Annotated in this window: 20 protein-coding genes; all 20 read right to left on the bottom strand. The window is 50.7% G+C overall.

The window, feature by feature from the left end:
• Window positions 1–37 precede the first annotated feature (37 nt).
• Window positions 38–1,540: a hypothetical protein gene (locus AYI96_RS20280; RefSeq protein ID WP_186300022.1), complete on the bottom strand. Its 1,503-nt coding sequence runs from the start codon at window positions 1,538–1,540 to the stop codon at window positions 38–40.
• Between the two features lie 63 nt (window positions 1,541–1,603).
• Window positions 1,604–2,152 carry a YmfQ family protein gene (locus AYI96_RS05855; protein WP_260852956.1) on the bottom strand — a complete coding sequence of 183 codons (549 nt, stop codon included), beginning with the start codon at window positions 2,150–2,152 and terminating at the stop codon, window positions 1,604–1,606.
• A 20-nt stretch (window positions 2,153–2,172) separates the two neighbouring features.
• Complete coding sequence (locus AYI96_RS05850) at window positions 2,173–3,240, bottom strand: baseplate J/gp47 family protein (RefSeq protein ID WP_144361189.1); 1,068 nt, start codon at window positions 3,238–3,240, stop codon at window positions 2,173–2,175.
• A complete protein-coding gene (locus AYI96_RS05845; protein ID WP_144361188.1) occupies window positions 3,230–3,682 on the bottom strand; it encodes a phage GP46 family protein in 453 nt (150 codons plus the stop codon). Before AYI96_RS05845 ends, AYI96_RS05850 begins: the two co-directional genes overlap by 11 nt.
• Window positions 3,683–3,689: 7 nt before the next feature.
• Complete coding sequence (locus AYI96_RS05840) at window positions 3,690–4,298, bottom strand: phage baseplate assembly protein V (protein ID WP_144361187.1); 609 nt, start codon at window positions 4,296–4,298, stop codon at window positions 3,690–3,692.
• Window positions 4,299–4,302: 4 nt separating this feature from the next.
• Window positions 4,303–5,382 (bottom strand): phage baseplate assembly protein, encoded by a 1,080-nt coding sequence (locus AYI96_RS05835; RefSeq protein ID WP_144361186.1) that lies wholly within the window; start codon window positions 5,380–5,382, stop codon window positions 4,303–4,305.
• 6 nt (window positions 5,383–5,388) lie between these two features.
• Window positions 5,389–6,711 carry a DNA circularization protein gene (locus AYI96_RS05830; RefSeq protein WP_144361185.1) on the bottom strand — a complete coding sequence of 441 codons (1,323 nt, stop codon included), beginning with the start codon at window positions 6,709–6,711 and terminating at the stop codon, window positions 5,389–5,391.
• Between the two features lie 11 nt (window positions 6,712–6,722).
• A complete protein-coding gene (locus AYI96_RS05825) occupies window positions 6,723–8,393 on the bottom strand; it encodes a hypothetical protein (protein ID WP_222116201.1) in 1,671 nt (556 codons plus the stop codon).
• 209 nt (window positions 8,394–8,602) lie between these two features.
• Window positions 8,603–8,956 carry a phage tail assembly protein gene (locus AYI96_RS05820; protein ID WP_144361183.1) on the bottom strand — a complete coding sequence of 118 codons (354 nt, stop codon included), beginning with the start codon at window positions 8,954–8,956 and terminating at the stop codon, window positions 8,603–8,605.
• A complete protein-coding gene (locus AYI96_RS05815; protein ID WP_144361182.1) occupies window positions 8,956–9,309 on the bottom strand; it encodes a phage tail tube protein in 354 nt (117 codons plus the stop codon). The genes AYI96_RS05820 and AYI96_RS05815 overlap by 1 nt, the downstream gene beginning before the upstream one ends.
• Window positions 9,310–9,325: 16 nt before the next feature.
• Window positions 9,326–10,804 carry a phage tail sheath subtilisin-like domain-containing protein gene (locus AYI96_RS05810; RefSeq protein ID WP_144361181.1) on the bottom strand — a complete coding sequence of 493 codons (1,479 nt, stop codon included), beginning with the start codon at window positions 10,802–10,804 and terminating at the stop codon, window positions 9,326–9,328.
• Between the two features lie 2 nt (window positions 10,805–10,806).
• Window positions 10,807–10,989, bottom strand: coding sequence for a DUF2635 domain-containing protein (locus AYI96_RS05805; protein ID WP_144361180.1), 183 nt, complete (start codon window positions 10,987–10,989; stop codon window positions 10,807–10,809).
• Between the two features lie 24 nt (window positions 10,990–11,013).
• The gene (locus tag AYI96_RS05800; RefSeq protein ID WP_144361179.1) at window positions 11,014–11,607 is read right to left on the bottom strand and encodes a hypothetical protein; all 594 of its coding nucleotides are present in this window, start codon (window positions 11,605–11,607) and stop codon (window positions 11,014–11,016) included.
• Window positions 11,604–12,143, bottom strand: coding sequence for a phage virion morphogenesis protein (locus AYI96_RS05795; protein WP_144361178.1), 540 nt, complete (start codon window positions 12,141–12,143; stop codon window positions 11,604–11,606). Before AYI96_RS05795 ends, AYI96_RS05800 begins: the two co-directional genes overlap by 4 nt.
• Complete coding sequence (locus AYI96_RS05790) at window positions 12,143–12,577, bottom strand: gp436 family protein (protein ID WP_144361177.1); 435 nt, start codon at window positions 12,575–12,577, stop codon at window positions 12,143–12,145. Before AYI96_RS05790 ends, AYI96_RS05795 begins: the two co-directional genes overlap by 1 nt.
• 10 nt (window positions 12,578–12,587) lie before the next feature.
• Window positions 12,588–13,241 (bottom strand): hypothetical protein, encoded by a 654-nt coding sequence (locus AYI96_RS20275; RefSeq protein ID WP_186300020.1) that lies wholly within the window; start codon window positions 13,239–13,241, stop codon window positions 12,588–12,590.
• A gap of 38 nt (window positions 13,242–13,279) precedes the next feature.
• Window positions 13,280–13,816: a hypothetical protein gene (locus AYI96_RS05780; protein ID WP_144361176.1), complete on the bottom strand. Its 537-nt coding sequence runs from the start codon at window positions 13,814–13,816 to the stop codon at window positions 13,280–13,282.
• A 2-nt stretch (window positions 13,817–13,818) separates the two neighbouring features.
• The gene (locus AYI96_RS05775; RefSeq protein WP_144361175.1) at window positions 13,819–14,076 is read right to left on the bottom strand and encodes a hypothetical protein; all 258 of its coding nucleotides are present in this window, start codon (window positions 14,074–14,076) and stop codon (window positions 13,819–13,821) included.
• Between the two features lie 64 nt (window positions 14,077–14,140).
• Window positions 14,141–15,040 (bottom strand): Mu-like prophage major head subunit gpT family protein, encoded by a 900-nt coding sequence (locus tag AYI96_RS05770; protein WP_144361174.1) that lies wholly within the window; start codon window positions 15,038–15,040, stop codon window positions 14,141–14,143.
• Window positions 15,040–16,011, bottom strand: a complete 972-nt coding sequence (locus tag AYI96_RS05765; RefSeq protein WP_144361173.1) for a phage protease — start codon at window positions 16,009–16,011, stop codon at window positions 15,040–15,042. Before AYI96_RS05765 ends, AYI96_RS05770 begins: the two co-directional genes overlap by 1 nt.
• Window positions 16,012–16,107 lie beyond the last annotated feature (96 nt).

The following is a 16,107-nucleotide window of genomic DNA, read 5'->3' as shown; positions in this document are numbered from 1 at the left end:
AGCAGTCTTTCCTCCTACTATCCCGTATTGAAAACCTTTACTCAACTATTTTTAATATGCCTCCGTCGCTCCACACATCGCCTACACTTAACCCCGCGGACGAGGTTGGGATGTTACTAAAGTTGATAGACTTAGCGTTGATCTTACCTTCACTAGTGATGCTCATGATGGTCGTTTCGTTCAGCTTAAATTTATAAGCTAAAGAATTAGGATCAGGGAAAGTGTAATTAAGATTAAAGGCCGTACAGCCATCTACTGATAAAAGGGTGATCTCGCCAGAAAAGCCGGAGACCTTTTGGATTAACCTGTTTGAATCATCGCTTTTGTATGGAAGCGATATGCTACCGCCAGAAAAAAGATCGCCATTATCAAATCTAACGTCACCTCCTTCACTAAACAAAGCGTAGTTGTTACCGCTTCCGACCCGGAAGTCACCTATGTAAATGCCATATGAGTCTGTGACGCTTCCGTTATTTATAGGGGCCGTAATATCTATGCCGTACAGAGATCCGACATTCCCTATCCCTTGGTTTCTCGCCCACAGACGTAAAGCAACAGCACGCCCAAGATCGCCAGGACCGTAATTATTAGCCTCAAAAAATCCGCCGTAATTGGCCGCTAATTTTCCACTTCCAGTGTAACTCGCTTTTGACTCAAATAAATAATTCCTAACGTTAGATAAGTCTAATGAATTTGACGATTCACCGACATCACCGTAAATGTCCATTCCGTGAAAGTCGGTAGTTTGGTTTGGCTTAGTCGGTGGTGATATATGGAATTGATACGACCAAGCTACAGGCCTATTAGAACTTACTTCTGATTCATTTCGTTCAGTTTTCGTGCGACCGTAAACCTCCGTAGCATAAGATGATGATAAGTAACTATCATCGTCGTTAATTACTTTTAATTGCTTGACCACTCCAAAGTAACTGCGCAAATCTTCTACTTGATTCGATGCTGTAATAATAGCGATTTTCACTACGTAATGAGCGGTGCCATTGTTGTCAATGTAGTCGTCAAGCACATCATCGGTAATTATTAGCGTTTGTTTTGTTTCCCAAACGTTTGAGACATCACCATCAAAATAAGCGTCTACATAAACATTTTTAGGATAAGACTCTGTTGTTACTATTTGCTCTTCATCTAGCTCTACGCGGAGACCACCTACATAAGCAGCTCCTGGTAAAACGCCAAAAGTGTTTATCGCGCCACGTGGGACTACTTTAAAACCGTCATCAATAAAGGAATTCTTACCGTTAATGTCAACGGCCAGTTGGCGAGTGAGTTGGTCAGACCCAAATTGATGATATGCAATATACTGAATAACTTGTTTAAGATGGTCTTCTCTAGAAGGATCAAAAACTATACCTTGAGAGTCTAGGAGATTCTTAAACTCGGCAATATTGTGGTTGAACCAATCAGCACCAGGGTAACTGGGAACATTGTTTTCACCTGACTCAGTAAACCAGCCTGCTAGGCCTGTTAGTGGCTTGCTGGCTGGGCGCTGTTCGGCTTGTGAACCATTCTGTAACGGATGCATGGTAACTCTCCAATTAAACCTGTTTAAACGCTATTCAAAGCGGCTTTCTAGTAAAAATCTTGCCTATACGGCGTAGTAAAACTCGTAGTACAAGCCTGCGAGCTTGTAGCGATTCAACGTGCACTCAAGCACGCCGGCATCGGACGTCAGTAGCGGTGTCAATACATCATCCAAGCACGTCATATAGGCCCCAGGAATGCCGTATACGGTCACACGCATAATGTGCCGGTATTTCTGTTCCCATAATGGGTAAACGCAGGAACGCAGGCAGTGATGCGGGAATGTCTCATCAACTTCTACCGTGAACCCCAAATCTGTCGCTAACTTCTGAACGTTCCATGCTTGCAAGCCGCCTTTGCGGTGGTATTTTTCGATTACTGCATAGCGACGGTATTCAATGTTGTTCCCAAGGTCAGTTTTACACTCAGGGAGACCAAGATACTCTTCCCACTCATCCAATAACTTGGTAGTCGTCTCTGGCCGCATTTCATTAAGCAGCTCATCAGCACTTAGCTCCGCGCCTTCCAGACGTGGTGCATATCCAGCTGCATACTTGCTCAGGTCCAGCTGCACTTCTCTTGGCCACAGAATGCCGCGAGGCATCTGAGCCATTATTGAGTTAGTCCATTGCTCTACGGAGTGCCCCATGTCACGGCCCCCAGTGCATGCAGTTCGTTTGATAAAGCGGTGACATCTGCATTTAGATCCAGCAGGTAATTATTTACACCTACAGTTGCCCCAATAGCCGTGCGAACACCGGCAAGAAGCAGTGTTTCGCCTGGGCTGAGAGTGTTGTAATAGCTATTAACACTGGTCATAACGCTTTGGCGCAGTTCGGCGGTATCCGGCGTCAAAGTGATATCCAAATCGGTGGTTTTCAGCACCAGTGGAATGTATACGGCTTCAATACCACCAGGCCGTCCAACGTCAGCACCAGTTGCAGGATCAGGATGGCGGTAGATGTAGTCAGCCATGGCCACTTGGTCTTGATAAGTTGGCAGGATATCGGGGCGATCATCAAAAACAAACGCATAGCCTACTGTCGCCGGGCCCTGGTAGTTGTCCACGGCCCAGGCACGATTTACCCCGGGAACTTCGCGGCACCAGGCCACATAGTCGTGAACAGCGCCGCCCATTGGCGGATTGCGCTTACGGAATAGCAAACGCTCCAGCACCTGGGCAACGGGTTCAAGATCTGCGCCACCCGTTATGTCGCTGGTAATACCATTTGGTTGAATACCTGGCACGGTAGAAACCAGAGTTAATACCGTCCCGGCAAGTAAGTTGCCGGCTGCTCCGGTTTCCTCCGCCTCAACCTGAACTTCCACAGAGCCACCGGATGGCGCATTCGATAGCGTCACCCGATACAGGCGGCCATCTGAATGTGTCATCACAGTGTCAACGGGAATAGGCACATTACCGGTAAAGGTCACAGAGCCTGCGGCACTGGTGGCCAGTTTCTGGATCACACCCTCATAACGGGCGGTATCGATAATGGTTTGATCTTCTGATTCAGAAGACGGAATGATTTGGCGAACTATCCAACTTTGATAATCATAGAGATCGCGAATGCTGCCGCTTACTGCGGCGTTCAGTGCCTGTTCGATACCGAACTTAGGCAAAACGGTATCCAACGAGGCTTCAATATCAATTAAGCCACTTTCTACCAGGCTGCGCAGTGTAGGTACATTAAATGGCACGTTGAGACTCCCATTTCTTCGACGCTGTAAATGAGATCACCTCACCATCAGGCTTAGTGATCACAATCTTCAAGGCCAGGGTCTGAAACCGTGGAATGGAGCCGGTCACCACAACAGACTTAGCCAAGACACCATTGCCTTGGTCAGCCAACATCCATGCGAGAGCGTCTTGTGCATATTTAACAGCCCTGTTGCGCACCTCGTCGGTCAGCTTTTCGCGATACAGCAACCATATTTTTGAGCCCCAAGGTGCATCATAGAAAGTATCGCCAGGCCATCCTCGCTGGTCTCCTGAACCATCAGGCAGCGTATCTGAGTCTTCAGCTCTGGCATCGGTAAACAATGAGATCAAAACGAGGGAGGAAATTTCGCCATTGATATTTCCTCCCTCGATGATGACACCTGCATTTTTCACCATGTCCAGCACGATGCTAACGCTCATAACAAACCTATTCCGGTGGCGATGTCGGCCTGCTTTCTGCGTCCTGATGAATATGCCCAAGATACGAGATGTTATTGGCCGACAAGTCTAAGCCGGTTACTACGCTATCTGATGTGATACCACCTGAAGCGAAAATCCCCAGGTCTGTTGATATTCCACCTGTCACATGTAACGGGCCTTGAATTAATGTTTCAGGGGAAATAATAGTGAAGGAGTTGGCCGCTTCGAAAATAACGTCGGTTGCTGTAACGATTATCTGGCCTGCCTGGGTCAAGCGGATTTTGTGACCCTCAAGATGGTATATAAAAACATCACCATTTTCACCATGGGGCCGATATTTTTTATCTTCAACGGCAATGGCTACCAGTCCAGATAAACTACCACCTAGGGCCGCCACAATCGCCTCAGCACCCACTGGTGGATATGAGCTCATGCCGTAGTTCTGGAAGCGTTCGATATTGTCACCTGACTCATCGGCGTGCATCTTCAGCTGCAGGTTCTGCCGCTGCAAGTCTTCAACAATCCCGGTTACCAGTGCACGAGTGAGCATGCCGGTTATCCTGCGGCGTATGGGTGCCAGCAGCTTATCAATGTAACGAACTGTTAATTGATTCATAGTGTCAGGTCTTCCAATCAGATTTCAATTTGGCAGGTAGCTTGGCTGGAATATCAAAAACCTCTGGTCTCACCAAACTGATTATCGCTAAACGGCCATTATCGTCTTCACTGAACATCACCGAAGCAATCAACATATCCTCAGCCAATCCCATAATCTCATCAGTAATAGGCACAACCTGATTGATGTTCCACAACTTGCCTGTTTGCGGTATCCGCCAGCCAGTCACCGTATATTCAACGCTGTTTGACTTCGCAACACTACGCTGACGTTCCCACTTTCCGCGCAGGGCAGCTCCCTCTGCAGTTGTTATTTCTTCATTGATAATAATTAACGGTCTATAACGGCCTATATCTCCATCCTTAATTTCTGCTTCCACTCCTCCAACAGTTGAAATAGCAGCAGAATCTAGTTGTTCACCCCATGAACCACCAACTGATTTAATCTTGAAATTGCTATACCGTTGCCGCCAACTAAAGCGCCCTCGGCCTGCCTTGATATTGTCCCCAAGTCTAAGGGCAACACCGGCTCTATCTTTACTGGCGCGGGTGATCACCAGGTTGCCAAAGGTGTCACTGGTTAGCAGCACGCCTCGTTGCTTGGCCAGGCGTGAAAGCAGCTCGTGCGGGGTCTCACCCTGTTCAATTTGAATGCGTTGGAATGGTTCGCCAATATCGGTATTTACAATCACTTCAATGCCAAATGGCTTACACACCGCATTGGCTATTTGGGTCAGAGTTTGATTGTTGAACTGACCACTTGGGTAGTCGACTGAACAATCAACAAGATCGGCAGTTTTATCACGGCCAGACACCGCAATAGTGACGGTTGTTTCATCGTAGCTTGGGATCCAGTCGTCAACATAACCTGTAATTACTCGCTCGCTGCCGATATCAACTGTGCATTGCTGCCCCTGCTTTATTGGCTCCATGAACTTTTCATATTGCCCTTGACGCCCTTGCCATTTCCACGTTAATTCCAAATCGAATGTGCCAGACATAGCTTCAAGCGAACGGGTAACTGATATTTTTGTCCACCCTTGATAAATATTACCACCGGCTTTCAATATAATGTTTTCTGCCATTATCAATTAACTCCCTGAAATAACTTCAACATCATCAGTTGGCAAAATAAAAGCCGGGTTTGAAAACCCATTTCTTTTCACTATGCTATCGCGCCGTTCTGTATTGCCGGTTTCCTGCCATGCCACCAAAGCAACGGGAACAGTAGTCGTTGCACGGTAGATACTTACCTGCGGCAGCAGTTCCGCCCTAGCTCTGGTATCAGCCAACACCGCCTGACGTAACCTGCGCATCTGGCGCCAAACCGCAGAGCTCCCTGACTCAACCGCAGCTGCTGCGTAATCAGCCAGTTGTTCTGCGATACCGTATCCTATCGACTTAAGCTGTTGCCCGGTAAGAATCGCATTACGCTCGGCCCCGGAAAGGCTTTCAACAATCTCTGGTTGATCATCCAGTTTCTGCACTATGTCGGCCTCTGCCAAAGCCGAACACTGAGATACTGCAGCACTATTGAGCACCAGCGTTTTGAATGCCGCGGCATTGGCAAGAATGGCTTCCTGCTTGGTCGGATTGGATACTTTAGGTACCGATGCTGCCATGCCGCCATCGCTGCTGATATCTCTGGCCAGGCCACCGGTTACTGCCAGCTCTGCACGGGTACCTTGCCAGCGGTTCTGTACGTTTCTGTATACCTCAAGTGACCGGATTGGGTCGGTGACTACGCCTTTAATGTCTTCCAACAAACCCATGGTTTCGCGGGCCAGTTCGCCAGGCTGTGCCAATAAGTTGCCAATAGAGTCCTTGGTGCGAACAAGTCTGTCTGTCCACTGGCGAAGTTCATCCGGCAGCGAAGGCAAGCCCCGCGCCAGTTCGTCCATATCATCAAGGAACAAGTCCACCATATCGCCGACGCCATCCAGGGCATCGGTATCAAACTCGTTGGCGAAGGTCTGTTCAATCGCAACTTGGGTACTTTGCGCCTCGGTATTAACTTCTGTGGCTGTGTCTGAGGTGGCATTGGGGAACAGGTTTTCACCCACCTCAAACACCTCAAAGCTAAACGTAGCGGTACCATCAATTCGATTAACCAACTTGTGGCTAACCCGGCCTATCTGCACCTTACGAATACCAAACCAGGGATGAACAAGTTCACCCGGGCCGGGTTGGTTTAGCGCAGTCAGTATCGCATCAAGCTGCTGAAAATAGTCATCACCCAGCACCCGTCCGGTAATGTTTTCCCGGGTTAACACCTTGCCGTTGTCTTCGGTATAGCCAAGTTCTTTCTTGGGATATGAATGGGGAACGGCGCGGCGGCCACTTTCACCGTCGGCCTCTTCCAGTAAAAACTCAACACCCCTGAAGGATGCTGACAAACGATCTTCAAATGCCATTTACAGCCCCTTTAATTGATACCTGTATCGGGATCCACAGTAATACCCGGTGGCGCTTTTTCTACCGTTAACCTTGGTCTGTTATCTGATAAGTCCAACTTGAGGTTCAACTGGCCACCAATACCGTTAACCATATTGCGGATGTCAGCATTAGGGTCGGCAACCGTTTTCATTTCACCGGCCAACCATTTTTTAATGCCGTCAATGGCGTCCATCAAACCAGGTTCAGCCACAAGGCCATAGGATTTAGCCAGGGCTTTTTCTTCTTCGCTGGTACGTCCTATCTTAAGCAGGGGAAAGTTCTCCGCCTGGCTCAGGCCAAAACCGACTGTGCCAAGCGCCACAAGATTTTGCATGCTGAATAATTTGGCACCGCCGCCAGCCTTTCCTTTTTGGTTGGAACCACCGGCAACATCCGGCATACCGCCGCCCATGCCGCCCTGTCCCATATTCACCACATACACAGGCATTACGCCCAAATCCGAAAAGCCACCTTTACCGCTTGCCGCGCCTTTACCTTTGCTGCCGAAGATATTCTTGATATCGCTTGCAACCTCAAGGCCTTTTTTGGCGGCAACCAAACCACCAACAACCCACAGAGCGGTTTCCCCCCATTTGAGCCAGTTATCAATGGTTTCCTGGTCAACACCGTTAATAGCATCGGCGAGGTCTTTAATAGGTTGAGAGAGGCGGCTCTCGGCAAAATTATTGAATGATGTATTGAGCGCCTTTATTGCGTTATTAAACTCGGCAGCATTCTTTGCTGCGGCTTTTTGGGTTTCGCCATATTCACCTGATGATGTTGTCATCTTCTGCAACAACTCTTTATTCTCTTGCGAATATAATGACGACAAACCTTGAATGGCTGTTTGGTCGAATACATCACCTAGCTTCAATGGGTCATTCTTTGCTTTATCCAAAACCTCCAGCAACAACTCAACAGGCTGGCGCAGTTCCTTGGTACCTTTTTTGAATACCTCTATTCCCTGCCTATTTAAAAATTCCACCTTTTTCTTATCAGAGAAGGTCGCGAATACGGCTTGAATAGATGTCAATGATTCATTCGCATTACCCTTGGCCTTGGCAAACAGCTGTACCAATGCCGACATTTGCGTTATTGCCTGGGTACCTTTGCTTTGATATGTCGCGAACAATTGCTCTGAAATAGATGCCAGGTCTTTTACGTTAACGCTACCGATGGCGAACTGACTGTATAAGTCGTCAATGGTATTCATTACCTGCTTGGCGTCTTTAATACCTTTCTCGCGGAACTGGGCAAACAGCGCACCGCTTGATTTAGCATCTGCGCCAAAGGCCTGCATGAACAGCCCCATGTTTTCCAGGTTATTAAGGACAAATTCAAAGTCACCTGTTTTTCCCAGCAGTTCATCAACAGCCGCCGCGAATGCCGTGGTATCAATGCGGATATCGGCCTGATTGGCCAACGACAAGATATTGCCTTTTAACTGCGATACTTGCTCATCTGTCAGCTTGGCGTTGGTACCTATGCGGGTCATCTGTTCAGAGAAGTTACCTATGTTGCGCACAGTAGCACCAGTTACCAGCCCGGCAGCCAAACCCACATAGCGGTTACCAATCGCATCAATACCCCGGCCAGCAGCATCGGTACTACGGCGAACCAGGGTCATTGCCTTTTCATTTCGCTTGGCAAAGTCGCTCATGGAGTTGCCATATTGACGCGCCTTGGCGGCAAGGTTGCCGGCCAAGTTCAATATGATGTCGGTTTTAAGTTGCTGGGCCATGAATCATATCTCTTAACGTTGAAAAACTGCGCCAAAGCTGACGGAATGACATTGAAGATGAGACGCTAAGCGGGATCCTTGAAGACAACGCCAACTGCAGGCCTTCGCAAAGTTCCGCCAGCGCCTTATTATCGCCCCCGCTTTTTCAGCTCCTCGGCAATAAGCTGATCCAGCTCAGAGGCTTTGTGCTGCAGCAAATTAAAGTCATCCTGATGTAACTTGCGCAGGGTCTTGATATTGATTGGCCCTTGGATACGGCCAATGTATTCGACCTGGCGCACCAGTAACTCCAAGCCATAGAGCACATCACTGGTATAAGCAATGGCCTTGCCGTCTTGAACCACCACTTTCTCAGCGGCGAGTTGCGCATCGATATAGTCACCGGAGGCCAGCTCTCGCAAGCCGACCTCCTTGTGAATGACCTTACCGTTATCACCGTCTGACTCGATACCGTGCTCCAGTTCAAAGGTCATTATTGCCATCAGATACGCTCCACCCGGTTGCCCTGGAACGTACCTGTAATTTCCCCTGAGTCAGACACGGTAAATGGAGCCTGCGGAGCACAGTCGGTCATCATATAGTCAACGCCGTTATCACCCTCCCAAGTGAGGGTGGCATTGGTAATATTGTTGATCTCCAGCACATCCACATCTTCATCAGCAGCGATTACCACGGCAATGGTGGGTACCGTGTACTCGTTCGACTGCCCCCATACGCGGCCTGGGCCCACATGGGGAGTACGGGTATAGCCGCCCGGGCTAAGAGTGGAACCCTTTTTCGTTTTCAGCTGTTTGCTGTTGGCACGAATAATCACTTCACCAAGGATTTGTCCCATTGTGATAGCTCCCTAATTAGAGTTTGAACTGCATCAATGCGGCGAAGATACGCAGCTGATTGACGATGTCTGGGTGGAACACGCAGTTAAGGCGGTTCTGGTCGCCGGCATCGCGGTATACTTCCAGGCTGTCCTTGAACGCCTCAAAGTCTTCCATCAGCGCCTTGGGTACCCAGTCGTTATTGGCCAGTTCCAGAATGGCGGCGCGCATAATCTTGGGCGTCACCACAGGTTGGCCTGGGTCAAGGCGCTCCAGCACGTCATCATTGGCCAGCTTGTGGCGCGGAAAGCGATTGGTCACCATGGTGCGCAGTGAGTAACGCAGGTAGCCCAGCGTGGCCGGAGTAGTGATATCCAAGTAGCTTGGATCAGGATCCCCAAAGGCGTTCTCACGATACATGCTGACTTCGCGCTCAATGGCCACTTCGCCGCCCGGGGTCACCATGTAGGTGGCAATACCATCACCCAGCAGCAGGTTGCGTTCAGTGCTGTCCCACTGCACATCTTTGGCGGGTGGCAGCAAGCCTGTCATCACCAAGGTCTGCAATGGCCGCGCCGGATCTATCCCCAAGGAGTAAGACGCCTGGCCAGCATAAGCCGCGGCAAACTCATAGGGCGAGTGGGGCGCTTTGTTGGTACCCATGCAAGTGAAAAGGTAGTCGTTGCGGGCGGTACCGAATGCACCGGTCTCGGCAAAGGTGCCACGGAATGCGGTGTAGGCTATGCCCTCAATCATCTTCAGCGGCCCCCATCGGGTCACCAGTTCGTCACGCAGCTTGTTGAGGCTCTGGGTATCGTTGAACGGCATCACAATATGGTTGTACCACTCGTTTGGAATGGCGGCGATCACCGCATCCATATCCGGGGTACCTGCGCCGCCGGTCATTTCGACCAGGGTGAGGGTGACGCCTGTTGGCAACACTTCACCGTCGTAGTAGTTGTAGCGGATATCGATGTCATCACCAGTGGTTCCGGTCCATTTGCAGGTGAGCTCAACGGTATCGGTAGTCGCTGCTTTCAACGCAGCAGTTACCGGCAAGTGCACGTTGGCATTTACCTTGGCGATGATTGCCGCCGCGATGGTGTCTGCATCATCTGCATCGTTGACCGTAACCTGCACAGATTCGCCGGCGATGAGCAGTGCAATAACACCTGCCTTGGCCGTTACCGCTGCGACAGTAATCTCACCTTTGGCCGCACTGCCGCCAAGGTCGGCCACGCCCAGGGCGTAAACATCGGTATAGCCATTGGACTGACGAAACGTTTTCAGCATCCGTGACAGCATTGAACCATAGCCATAGAGCGAATCCATTTGGCTTTCACTGGTTGTTATCCGGTTCAGTGTCAATGCTGTCGCCGTACCAGGGGCCAACTGCTGACCAATCACCAGCACCTTTTGTGCCAGTGCCGGGGTACCGGACAGCGCCTGACTGTTATCGATATCGATATAGACCAGCGGCACCTTGATATCGTTGGGGATATTGCCTAACGCCATGGTTATTCTCCTTTCGCTTTAGCCTTTGGCTTGGCCGTGGCTTTCTGTTGCACCACATCACCATCTTTGAGTCTGCGAACCCAGAATGATGAACGGGTAACGTTTTCGCCTTCTTCGGCGAGATAGCTGCCGTCCGGCTTGCGCACCGGCACGGCTTTGTTTGCAGGTTTTACGTTAATCAACATGATCCATTTCCTGTTTTGATACCGCTATTGCGGCAGGTCTACTACGCCGTCAATGGTTGGTGCACCGTCTGCCAGCTCACCGGAGAGGCCAAAGCGGAGGAAGTCATCCAGCGAAGCCTGGTCGATGGCTTCATCGAGATACCACTGCTGTGACCAGCTCACGGCCCAGCACGCAATGCCCAGCTCATCGATACCTGTGCTGTACAAGTTGTCGGCACGGAAATTGTCGGCCTTCGAATACGCCTCCGGTGGTGACAACTTATTCATCATGGCGGCAACCAGCTTGCCGGCGATGACTTCGGCCAGTGTGTCCTTGGGGTAGGCAAAGCGTTCGGCGGTAAATACATAGGCCGCCATATTGACGGTACCGACAATTCGCCCACCAATGCGCTGGTAATTGGCTACGCTCAGGGCGGCAATACGGATACCGCCATCACGTTTTGACAGCCAGCGCTTCACATCCTGTGCGGTGTTGAAGCGGCCAATATGCCGCTCAACAGTTTCCACCTTATCGAGATCCCGTTCGCTACCTTCGAGCAGGGGTTTCAGGTACTCCACCACCTTGTTACAGGCGTACACGGTAGAGCCGACAAGGTTGAAATCAGGTCTAGTGGTCATTGCATAAGCTCCTGCCAGAAGTCACCAATCACGGCATACACCTCGGTTTGATTATCACGGCTCAACCCCAGGAACTGGCGCTGAGGAATATTCATCACCCGGCTGAATGCTGAAATAAATTGCGTGCGCGGCGCGATAGCCATGCCAAATGCCTGACTGACAACACGAGTATGAGCATCAACTTGTACCGAACCTGCAAAGCCATCTTGATGCACAGCCGCATAAGGCAATGGTGAGCCCACTCGAACCTGGTCACGTTCAACCAGATACTGAATGGAGTCGAGCAGATCACCTTCACCCTGCAGCAATGACTGATTACCGTGGCGAGTCTTGGCGTACGGAGCAGACCAATCGGGCCAACTGCTGCCATCAGGCGCTTGCTTCTCATCGGCGATACGTCTCCTGGTCTGGCTTTCAACCACGGCGCCCAGGGTGTCGAGCAGCGCCATTTTATGCTTGGGGTTGCCCAGGGTTTCCAGCAGCTGCTGATAGCGCTGTAGCTGCTCGGTACCTGTGACCTGCATACTGATAGACATCAGAGAACGCCCCGTAAGTTGTTCCGGGTAAACAGGCGCTCGTTGTCCTGTACCAGCTCCACCTTGCCAACGCTGCTTTCAGCGGGCGCTTCAATGGTTGGCAGGCCGAGTTCCCGCTTGCCGGATGCTATCTCGCGCAACGTTTCCAGTTGCATCTTGTAGCGATCTTCAAGAAGATTCGTGGCTTGGTTATCCCTATCAGCCAACCAGTAGAACGCAATGAGGATGGCAATCTTATTCAAGATCCCGGGTACAGACGGCAGTGGCAGCACGTAACGACGCCCCAGGAACGAGTCTATCTCTTCATCCGCTTGTTCAAGCGCCTGGTTGATATAGGTATCGTTCAGTTCGCCGGTATCCCTGTCGATGGCGAAGTTCCACAGCATTGACTCATCGCGATCAATTAGGTCTTGCTTGGTTGCATAAGTTGCCATCCGCGTTACCTCATGCCTGGTCGACTAAGTCTTCGAGTTCAACGGGTTCAACAATCAAGTTGGGTTCCCGGTATACTCGCTGCGCTTTTTCTTTAGTGAGCAATACCACCTGCTCTGACTCATAACCCTGCGCATGAACTCCCGCAGCCGCATCCGCTTCATGCTCAACCATGAGCACCAGCGTTTTCTTGAGACGATGAAACTGCACGCCGCTACGCCAAAAGCCAGCGTCCGACTTAGCACGTACTTCGAAAGCACCAAGAAGGGTGCAAGCATCAGCGCCAGGTTTAGCAGCCCCAGCATCACCTTGCGATAGATCCACGCTTTCATCTTTACTCCCGTTTTGTTTGGCTTGCGCCTCTGCTTCGGCCTTGGCCTTGGCTTCTTCATCAGCTTTGGCTTGCGCCTCTGCTTCGGCCTTGGCTTTGGCTTCTTCATCGGCTTTGGCTTGCGCCTCTGCTTCGGCCTTGGATTTGGCTTCTTCATCGGCTTTGGCTTGTGCCTCTGCTTCAGCCTTGGCCTTGGCTTCTATTTCGGCTAAAGCTTCGTCCGATTTGGCTTGCGCCTCTTTGATGGCAGAATTCTCTGCCACTGTTTGCCCGGTTGCAGTTGCTGCAGTTTTCCGGGGGCGACCAGCGCCTTTAGTTGTTTTCGTTCCACTCACGTTGAGCTCCTTTTAAACTCAGTTTGAAGAACCTGTGGTTATGGTTTAACGCCCCACATGCTTAAGATCACTCCGGAAGATGCCGGCAAACCGTTGGCGGCAGCAAAGGAGATAACAGACACTTGCTTGGCGGCGTCCGAGGTGTAATGCCTGAACCTGAACTTCTGCAAAGCATTGATATCAACAGCAATGGTGTAATCTATGGTGCGCTTCTCATTGGTTGTTTGGGTGTTAAGGGTGATGGGACGCAGCGAACCCTCATACGGAACCCAGTTTCCCTGGCCGTCCTCAACTTCAATGAACACGCCCCAGTCAATCACGGCGGTACCGGTTTGTTCACGCAAGCAACTCAGGCTCAAACTCACCATTCCAGAGAAGCGTTTGAGCGCTGTTATCTCACCGGTAACCAGGTCAACATCAATGGATGGTTCGGTTAATGTGACCTGATTAAACAGAATGGTCTCTGGCTGATAATCCACTGTCAGAGACTGCTTGGCATCGTTCGCATCCTGGGTAACAAAGCTGGCTCGCAGCAGTACTTTGGGAACAACGAACGGACAACAGTCGCCAAACATGCTCAGTACTCCGTCACAATGACGTTGCCGGAATTGGACAAGGTGCGGCCCCAGACTTTCATTGACAGCGAGGTGTTCACCTGAAAGCCAACATCCCCCAGATGCCTTAAGTTATGGCCGACTGTTTGCGCTGCATCAGGCTTAACGTCTGATACCCAGTACAGCAAGGTGGCACCTGCTTGGTTTTCAAAGCAGCCTTTCTCGGCAGCACTGAGTTGCGTCCAATCGTCACCTTGTACCGTAACTATTTGACTGGCCATCTTGATCTCCGGTTAAAGGGTGGCGCGTCCTTGCGCCGGTATCCGTCCTGGTTGCTGCTTGTGGTTATGCTGTAATCAGCGGTGACACCACGATCTCAACATCGTTGTAGTAGATGTTGGTATCGCCACCTTCGATGAGCATGCGGGCAATCAGCTTCTTGGCTGCCGCTTCATTGTCGGGTCCGACAACCAGCTTGGTTGCACGGGTACCAATTGGGGTGCCGTCTACTTTTTTCATCTTCTGCAACAGCTTCTTGGCCGCCTCGTAGTTGGCTTCGGTGAGCGCGGCCTTAGAACCAATCGCCAATTGAGGGAACGAGAAGCCAACGTTACAGCGGCCATCAACACCGGCGGCGTACTTGTTGTTGAACCAGGTGTACTCTTCGCTGGGGTTCATGTTCTTGAACACGAACGGGCGACGGTTCTGGAACACCACAGGCTTGAGCACCTTGGTATCGTCAATCAGGAACCAGGGCTCACCGGTATCGGTAAGCGGATCACCAACCACGTTGGAGAAGGTTGTCGCCGGCGTGGTTTCCAGTGGGTGATCAGTATCGAAGTAGTTCTGACCGTCATAACACAGGGTGCTAAAGCCTGCGGCCAACAATGGATACGCCAGGGTGTCAGGGAAGTACGCCACTTGATCACCGTAGTTCTGAGCAACCACGCTGTAATGGCCGATTTGGTCATCGTCTACATCTTCACGTGATACAGAGATAGAACTTTCGAACGTTTTGTTCTCGATCGAGTAGCCGTGTTTGCCCATATCGGCCAACTGGCGAGCACCGGTCCACTCAACAATGCCTGGCAAGTCTTTCAGCCAGCCATAAAAGTTAGCCGCGCCGGAGCTTGGCACTTCAGTAGCAATCATCTGCCACTGCGGTTGTGCAGCAGACAGCCCTCGGGTATAGGCCGCTGACATAGTGGCCTGCAGTGCTTCCAATACTTGTGCTTCAGTAGCCATTAGTTAGCTCCTACGTTCAGTTGGTTTTTGGCTGCCAGGAACTCTTCCTTACTGACACCCATCTTGCGACACATCGCCAGCTCGTGTTCTTCGAGCTCGGCATCGCCGTTAGTTTTTGGCGCCTTCTTCTGCGAGTTGGTGGCAATCACAGGTGCGGAGCCAACAAAGGCTTTGAACTTTTCGACACCGTCTTCCATACGACACAGGCCGACATACATATCCTTGTTCGCCGGCGCCACCTTGCCCTCATCAATCGCTGACTGAACCAGAGCATCAATCTCCTGCTCATGGATTTCGGCCAGTTTGGCTTCGGCGCTTTCGGCGCGGTTCAGGGCAATCTGGTGAGTGTCCTTGGGCACGTAAAGCGTCAGATCTGGTTGGGCGGCACGGTTCAATGCGACTTCTTTTTCACTCTTGAGTGAGTTAATCGCAGTAACCGCCTGTTCTTCGGTTGCTGTTTCGGCAAGGCCGAGTGCAGCCGCAATGAGCTGTGGCAGCTTCATGGGGTTGTCCTCTTGTCGGTTAAGGGCGGGAACATAAAAATTGGGTTTGTTGGTCAGGCCGGCGCTGCTCATGGAAGTGATTACGCCTTCACTGTTAAATTCGAATGCCGGAGAGTAGTAGCTATAAAGCTTGTCGGTGATTTTGTAGCGGCCTAGATACGTCCACTCAACCTGCGCCCAGATTTCACCATTGCGGTTTTCCAATGCCACAATCCAGCCTGCGGCGTCGGCTTCCTTGCCTTTAGGGCCTCTGAGTTCTGTTGAGTGTTCAATATCAAAAGGCAGCTTTGAATCGAAAGCGGCAACAATGCCATCCGGGTTTGAGTTCTTCCAGGAACGGCCATCGCGGCCCACTACGTCACCGGCTGGGATCATCGGCAACCAAATGGTATTGGCTCCTTGCTCTTCGCCAAGACCATCTATCATGGTTTTCGATAAGTTAAAGCACACTGCCAGGAAGGATTTCATACTTGCTCCGTTCATTAAGCACTACATAACAACCTCCGTTTGTTGATGGACGGTTGATATGAACAGGAGTCAGGATGCATAAAAAAAGCAACTGGC

Origin of the sequence: Shewanella sp. MSW (assembly GCF_007636515.1) — a bacterium.
Classification (GTDB): Bacteria; Pseudomonadota; Gammaproteobacteria; order Enterobacterales; family Shewanellaceae; genus Shewanella; species Shewanella indica.
Note: the sequence above shows the minus strand (reverse complement) of the source record. Positions and strands in the feature narration are given on the sequence as shown.

What these genes read in the sequence shown, in the direction of transcription:
- AYI96_RS20280 (WP_186300022.1), bottom strand. Translation starts at nt 1,540, where the DNA reads ATGCATCCGTTACAGAATGGTTCACAAGCCGAACAGCGCCCAGCCAGC.
- AYI96_RS05855 (WP_260852956.1), bottom strand. Translation starts at nt 2,152, where the DNA reads ATGGCTCAGATGCCTCGCGGCATTCTGTGGCCAAGAGAAGTGCAGCTG.
- AYI96_RS05845 (WP_144361188.1), bottom strand. Translation starts at nt 3,682, where the DNA reads ATGAGCGTTAGCATCGTGCTGGACATGGTGAAAAATGCAGGTGTCATC.
- AYI96_RS05840 (WP_144361187.1), bottom strand. Translation starts at nt 4,298, where the DNA reads ATGAATCAATTAACAGTTCGTTACATTGATAAGCTGCTGGCACCCATA.
- AYI96_RS05835 (WP_144361186.1), bottom strand. Translation starts at nt 5,382, where the DNA reads ATGGCAGAAAACATTATATTGAAAGCCGGTGGTAATATTTATCAAGGG.
- AYI96_RS05830 (WP_144361185.1), bottom strand. Translation starts at nt 6,711, where the DNA reads ATGGCATTTGAAGATCGTTTGTCAGCATCCTTCAGGGGTGTTGAGTTT.
- AYI96_RS05825 (WP_222116201.1), bottom strand. Translation starts at nt 8,393, where the DNA reads ATGAGCGACTTTGCCAAGCGAAATGAAAAGGCAATGACCCTGGTTCGC.
- AYI96_RS05820 (WP_144361183.1), bottom strand. Translation starts at nt 8,956, where the DNA reads ATGGCAATAATGACCTTTGAACTGGAGCACGGTATCGAGTCAGACGGT.
- AYI96_RS05815 (WP_144361182.1), bottom strand. Translation starts at nt 9,309, where the DNA reads ATGGGACAAATCCTTGGTGAAGTGATTATTCGTGCCAACAGCAAACAG.
- AYI96_RS05810 (WP_144361181.1), bottom strand. Translation starts at nt 10,804, where the DNA reads ATGGCGTTAGGCAATATCCCCAACGATATCAAGGTGCCGCTGGTCTAT.
- AYI96_RS05805 (WP_144361180.1), bottom strand. Translation starts at nt 10,989, where the DNA reads ATGTTGATTAACGTAAAACCTGCAAACAAAGCCGTGCCGGTGCGCAAG.
- AYI96_RS05800 (WP_144361179.1), bottom strand. Translation starts at nt 11,607, where the DNA reads ATGACCACTAGACCTGATTTCAACCTTGTCGGCTCTACCGTGTACGCC.
- AYI96_RS05795 (WP_144361178.1), bottom strand. Translation starts at nt 12,143, where the DNA reads ATGTCTATCAGTATGCAGGTCACAGGTACCGAGCAGCTACAGCGCTAT.
- AYI96_RS05790 (WP_144361177.1), bottom strand. Translation starts at nt 12,577, where the DNA reads ATGGCAACTTATGCAACCAAGCAAGACCTAATTGATCGCGATGAGTCA.
- AYI96_RS05780 (WP_144361176.1), bottom strand. Translation starts at nt 13,816, where the DNA reads ATGTTTGGCGACTGTTGTCCGTTCGTTGTTCCCAAAGTACTGCTGCGA.
- AYI96_RS05775 (WP_144361175.1), bottom strand. Translation starts at nt 14,076, where the DNA reads ATGGCCAGTCAAATAGTTACGGTACAAGGTGACGATTGGACGCAACTC.
- AYI96_RS05770 (WP_144361174.1), bottom strand. Translation starts at nt 15,040, where the DNA reads ATGGCTACTGAAGCACAAGTATTGGAAGCACTGCAGGCCACTATGTCA.
- AYI96_RS05765 (WP_144361173.1), bottom strand. Translation starts at nt 16,011, where the DNA reads ATGAAATCCTTCCTGGCAGTGTGCTTTAACTTATCGAAAACCATGATA.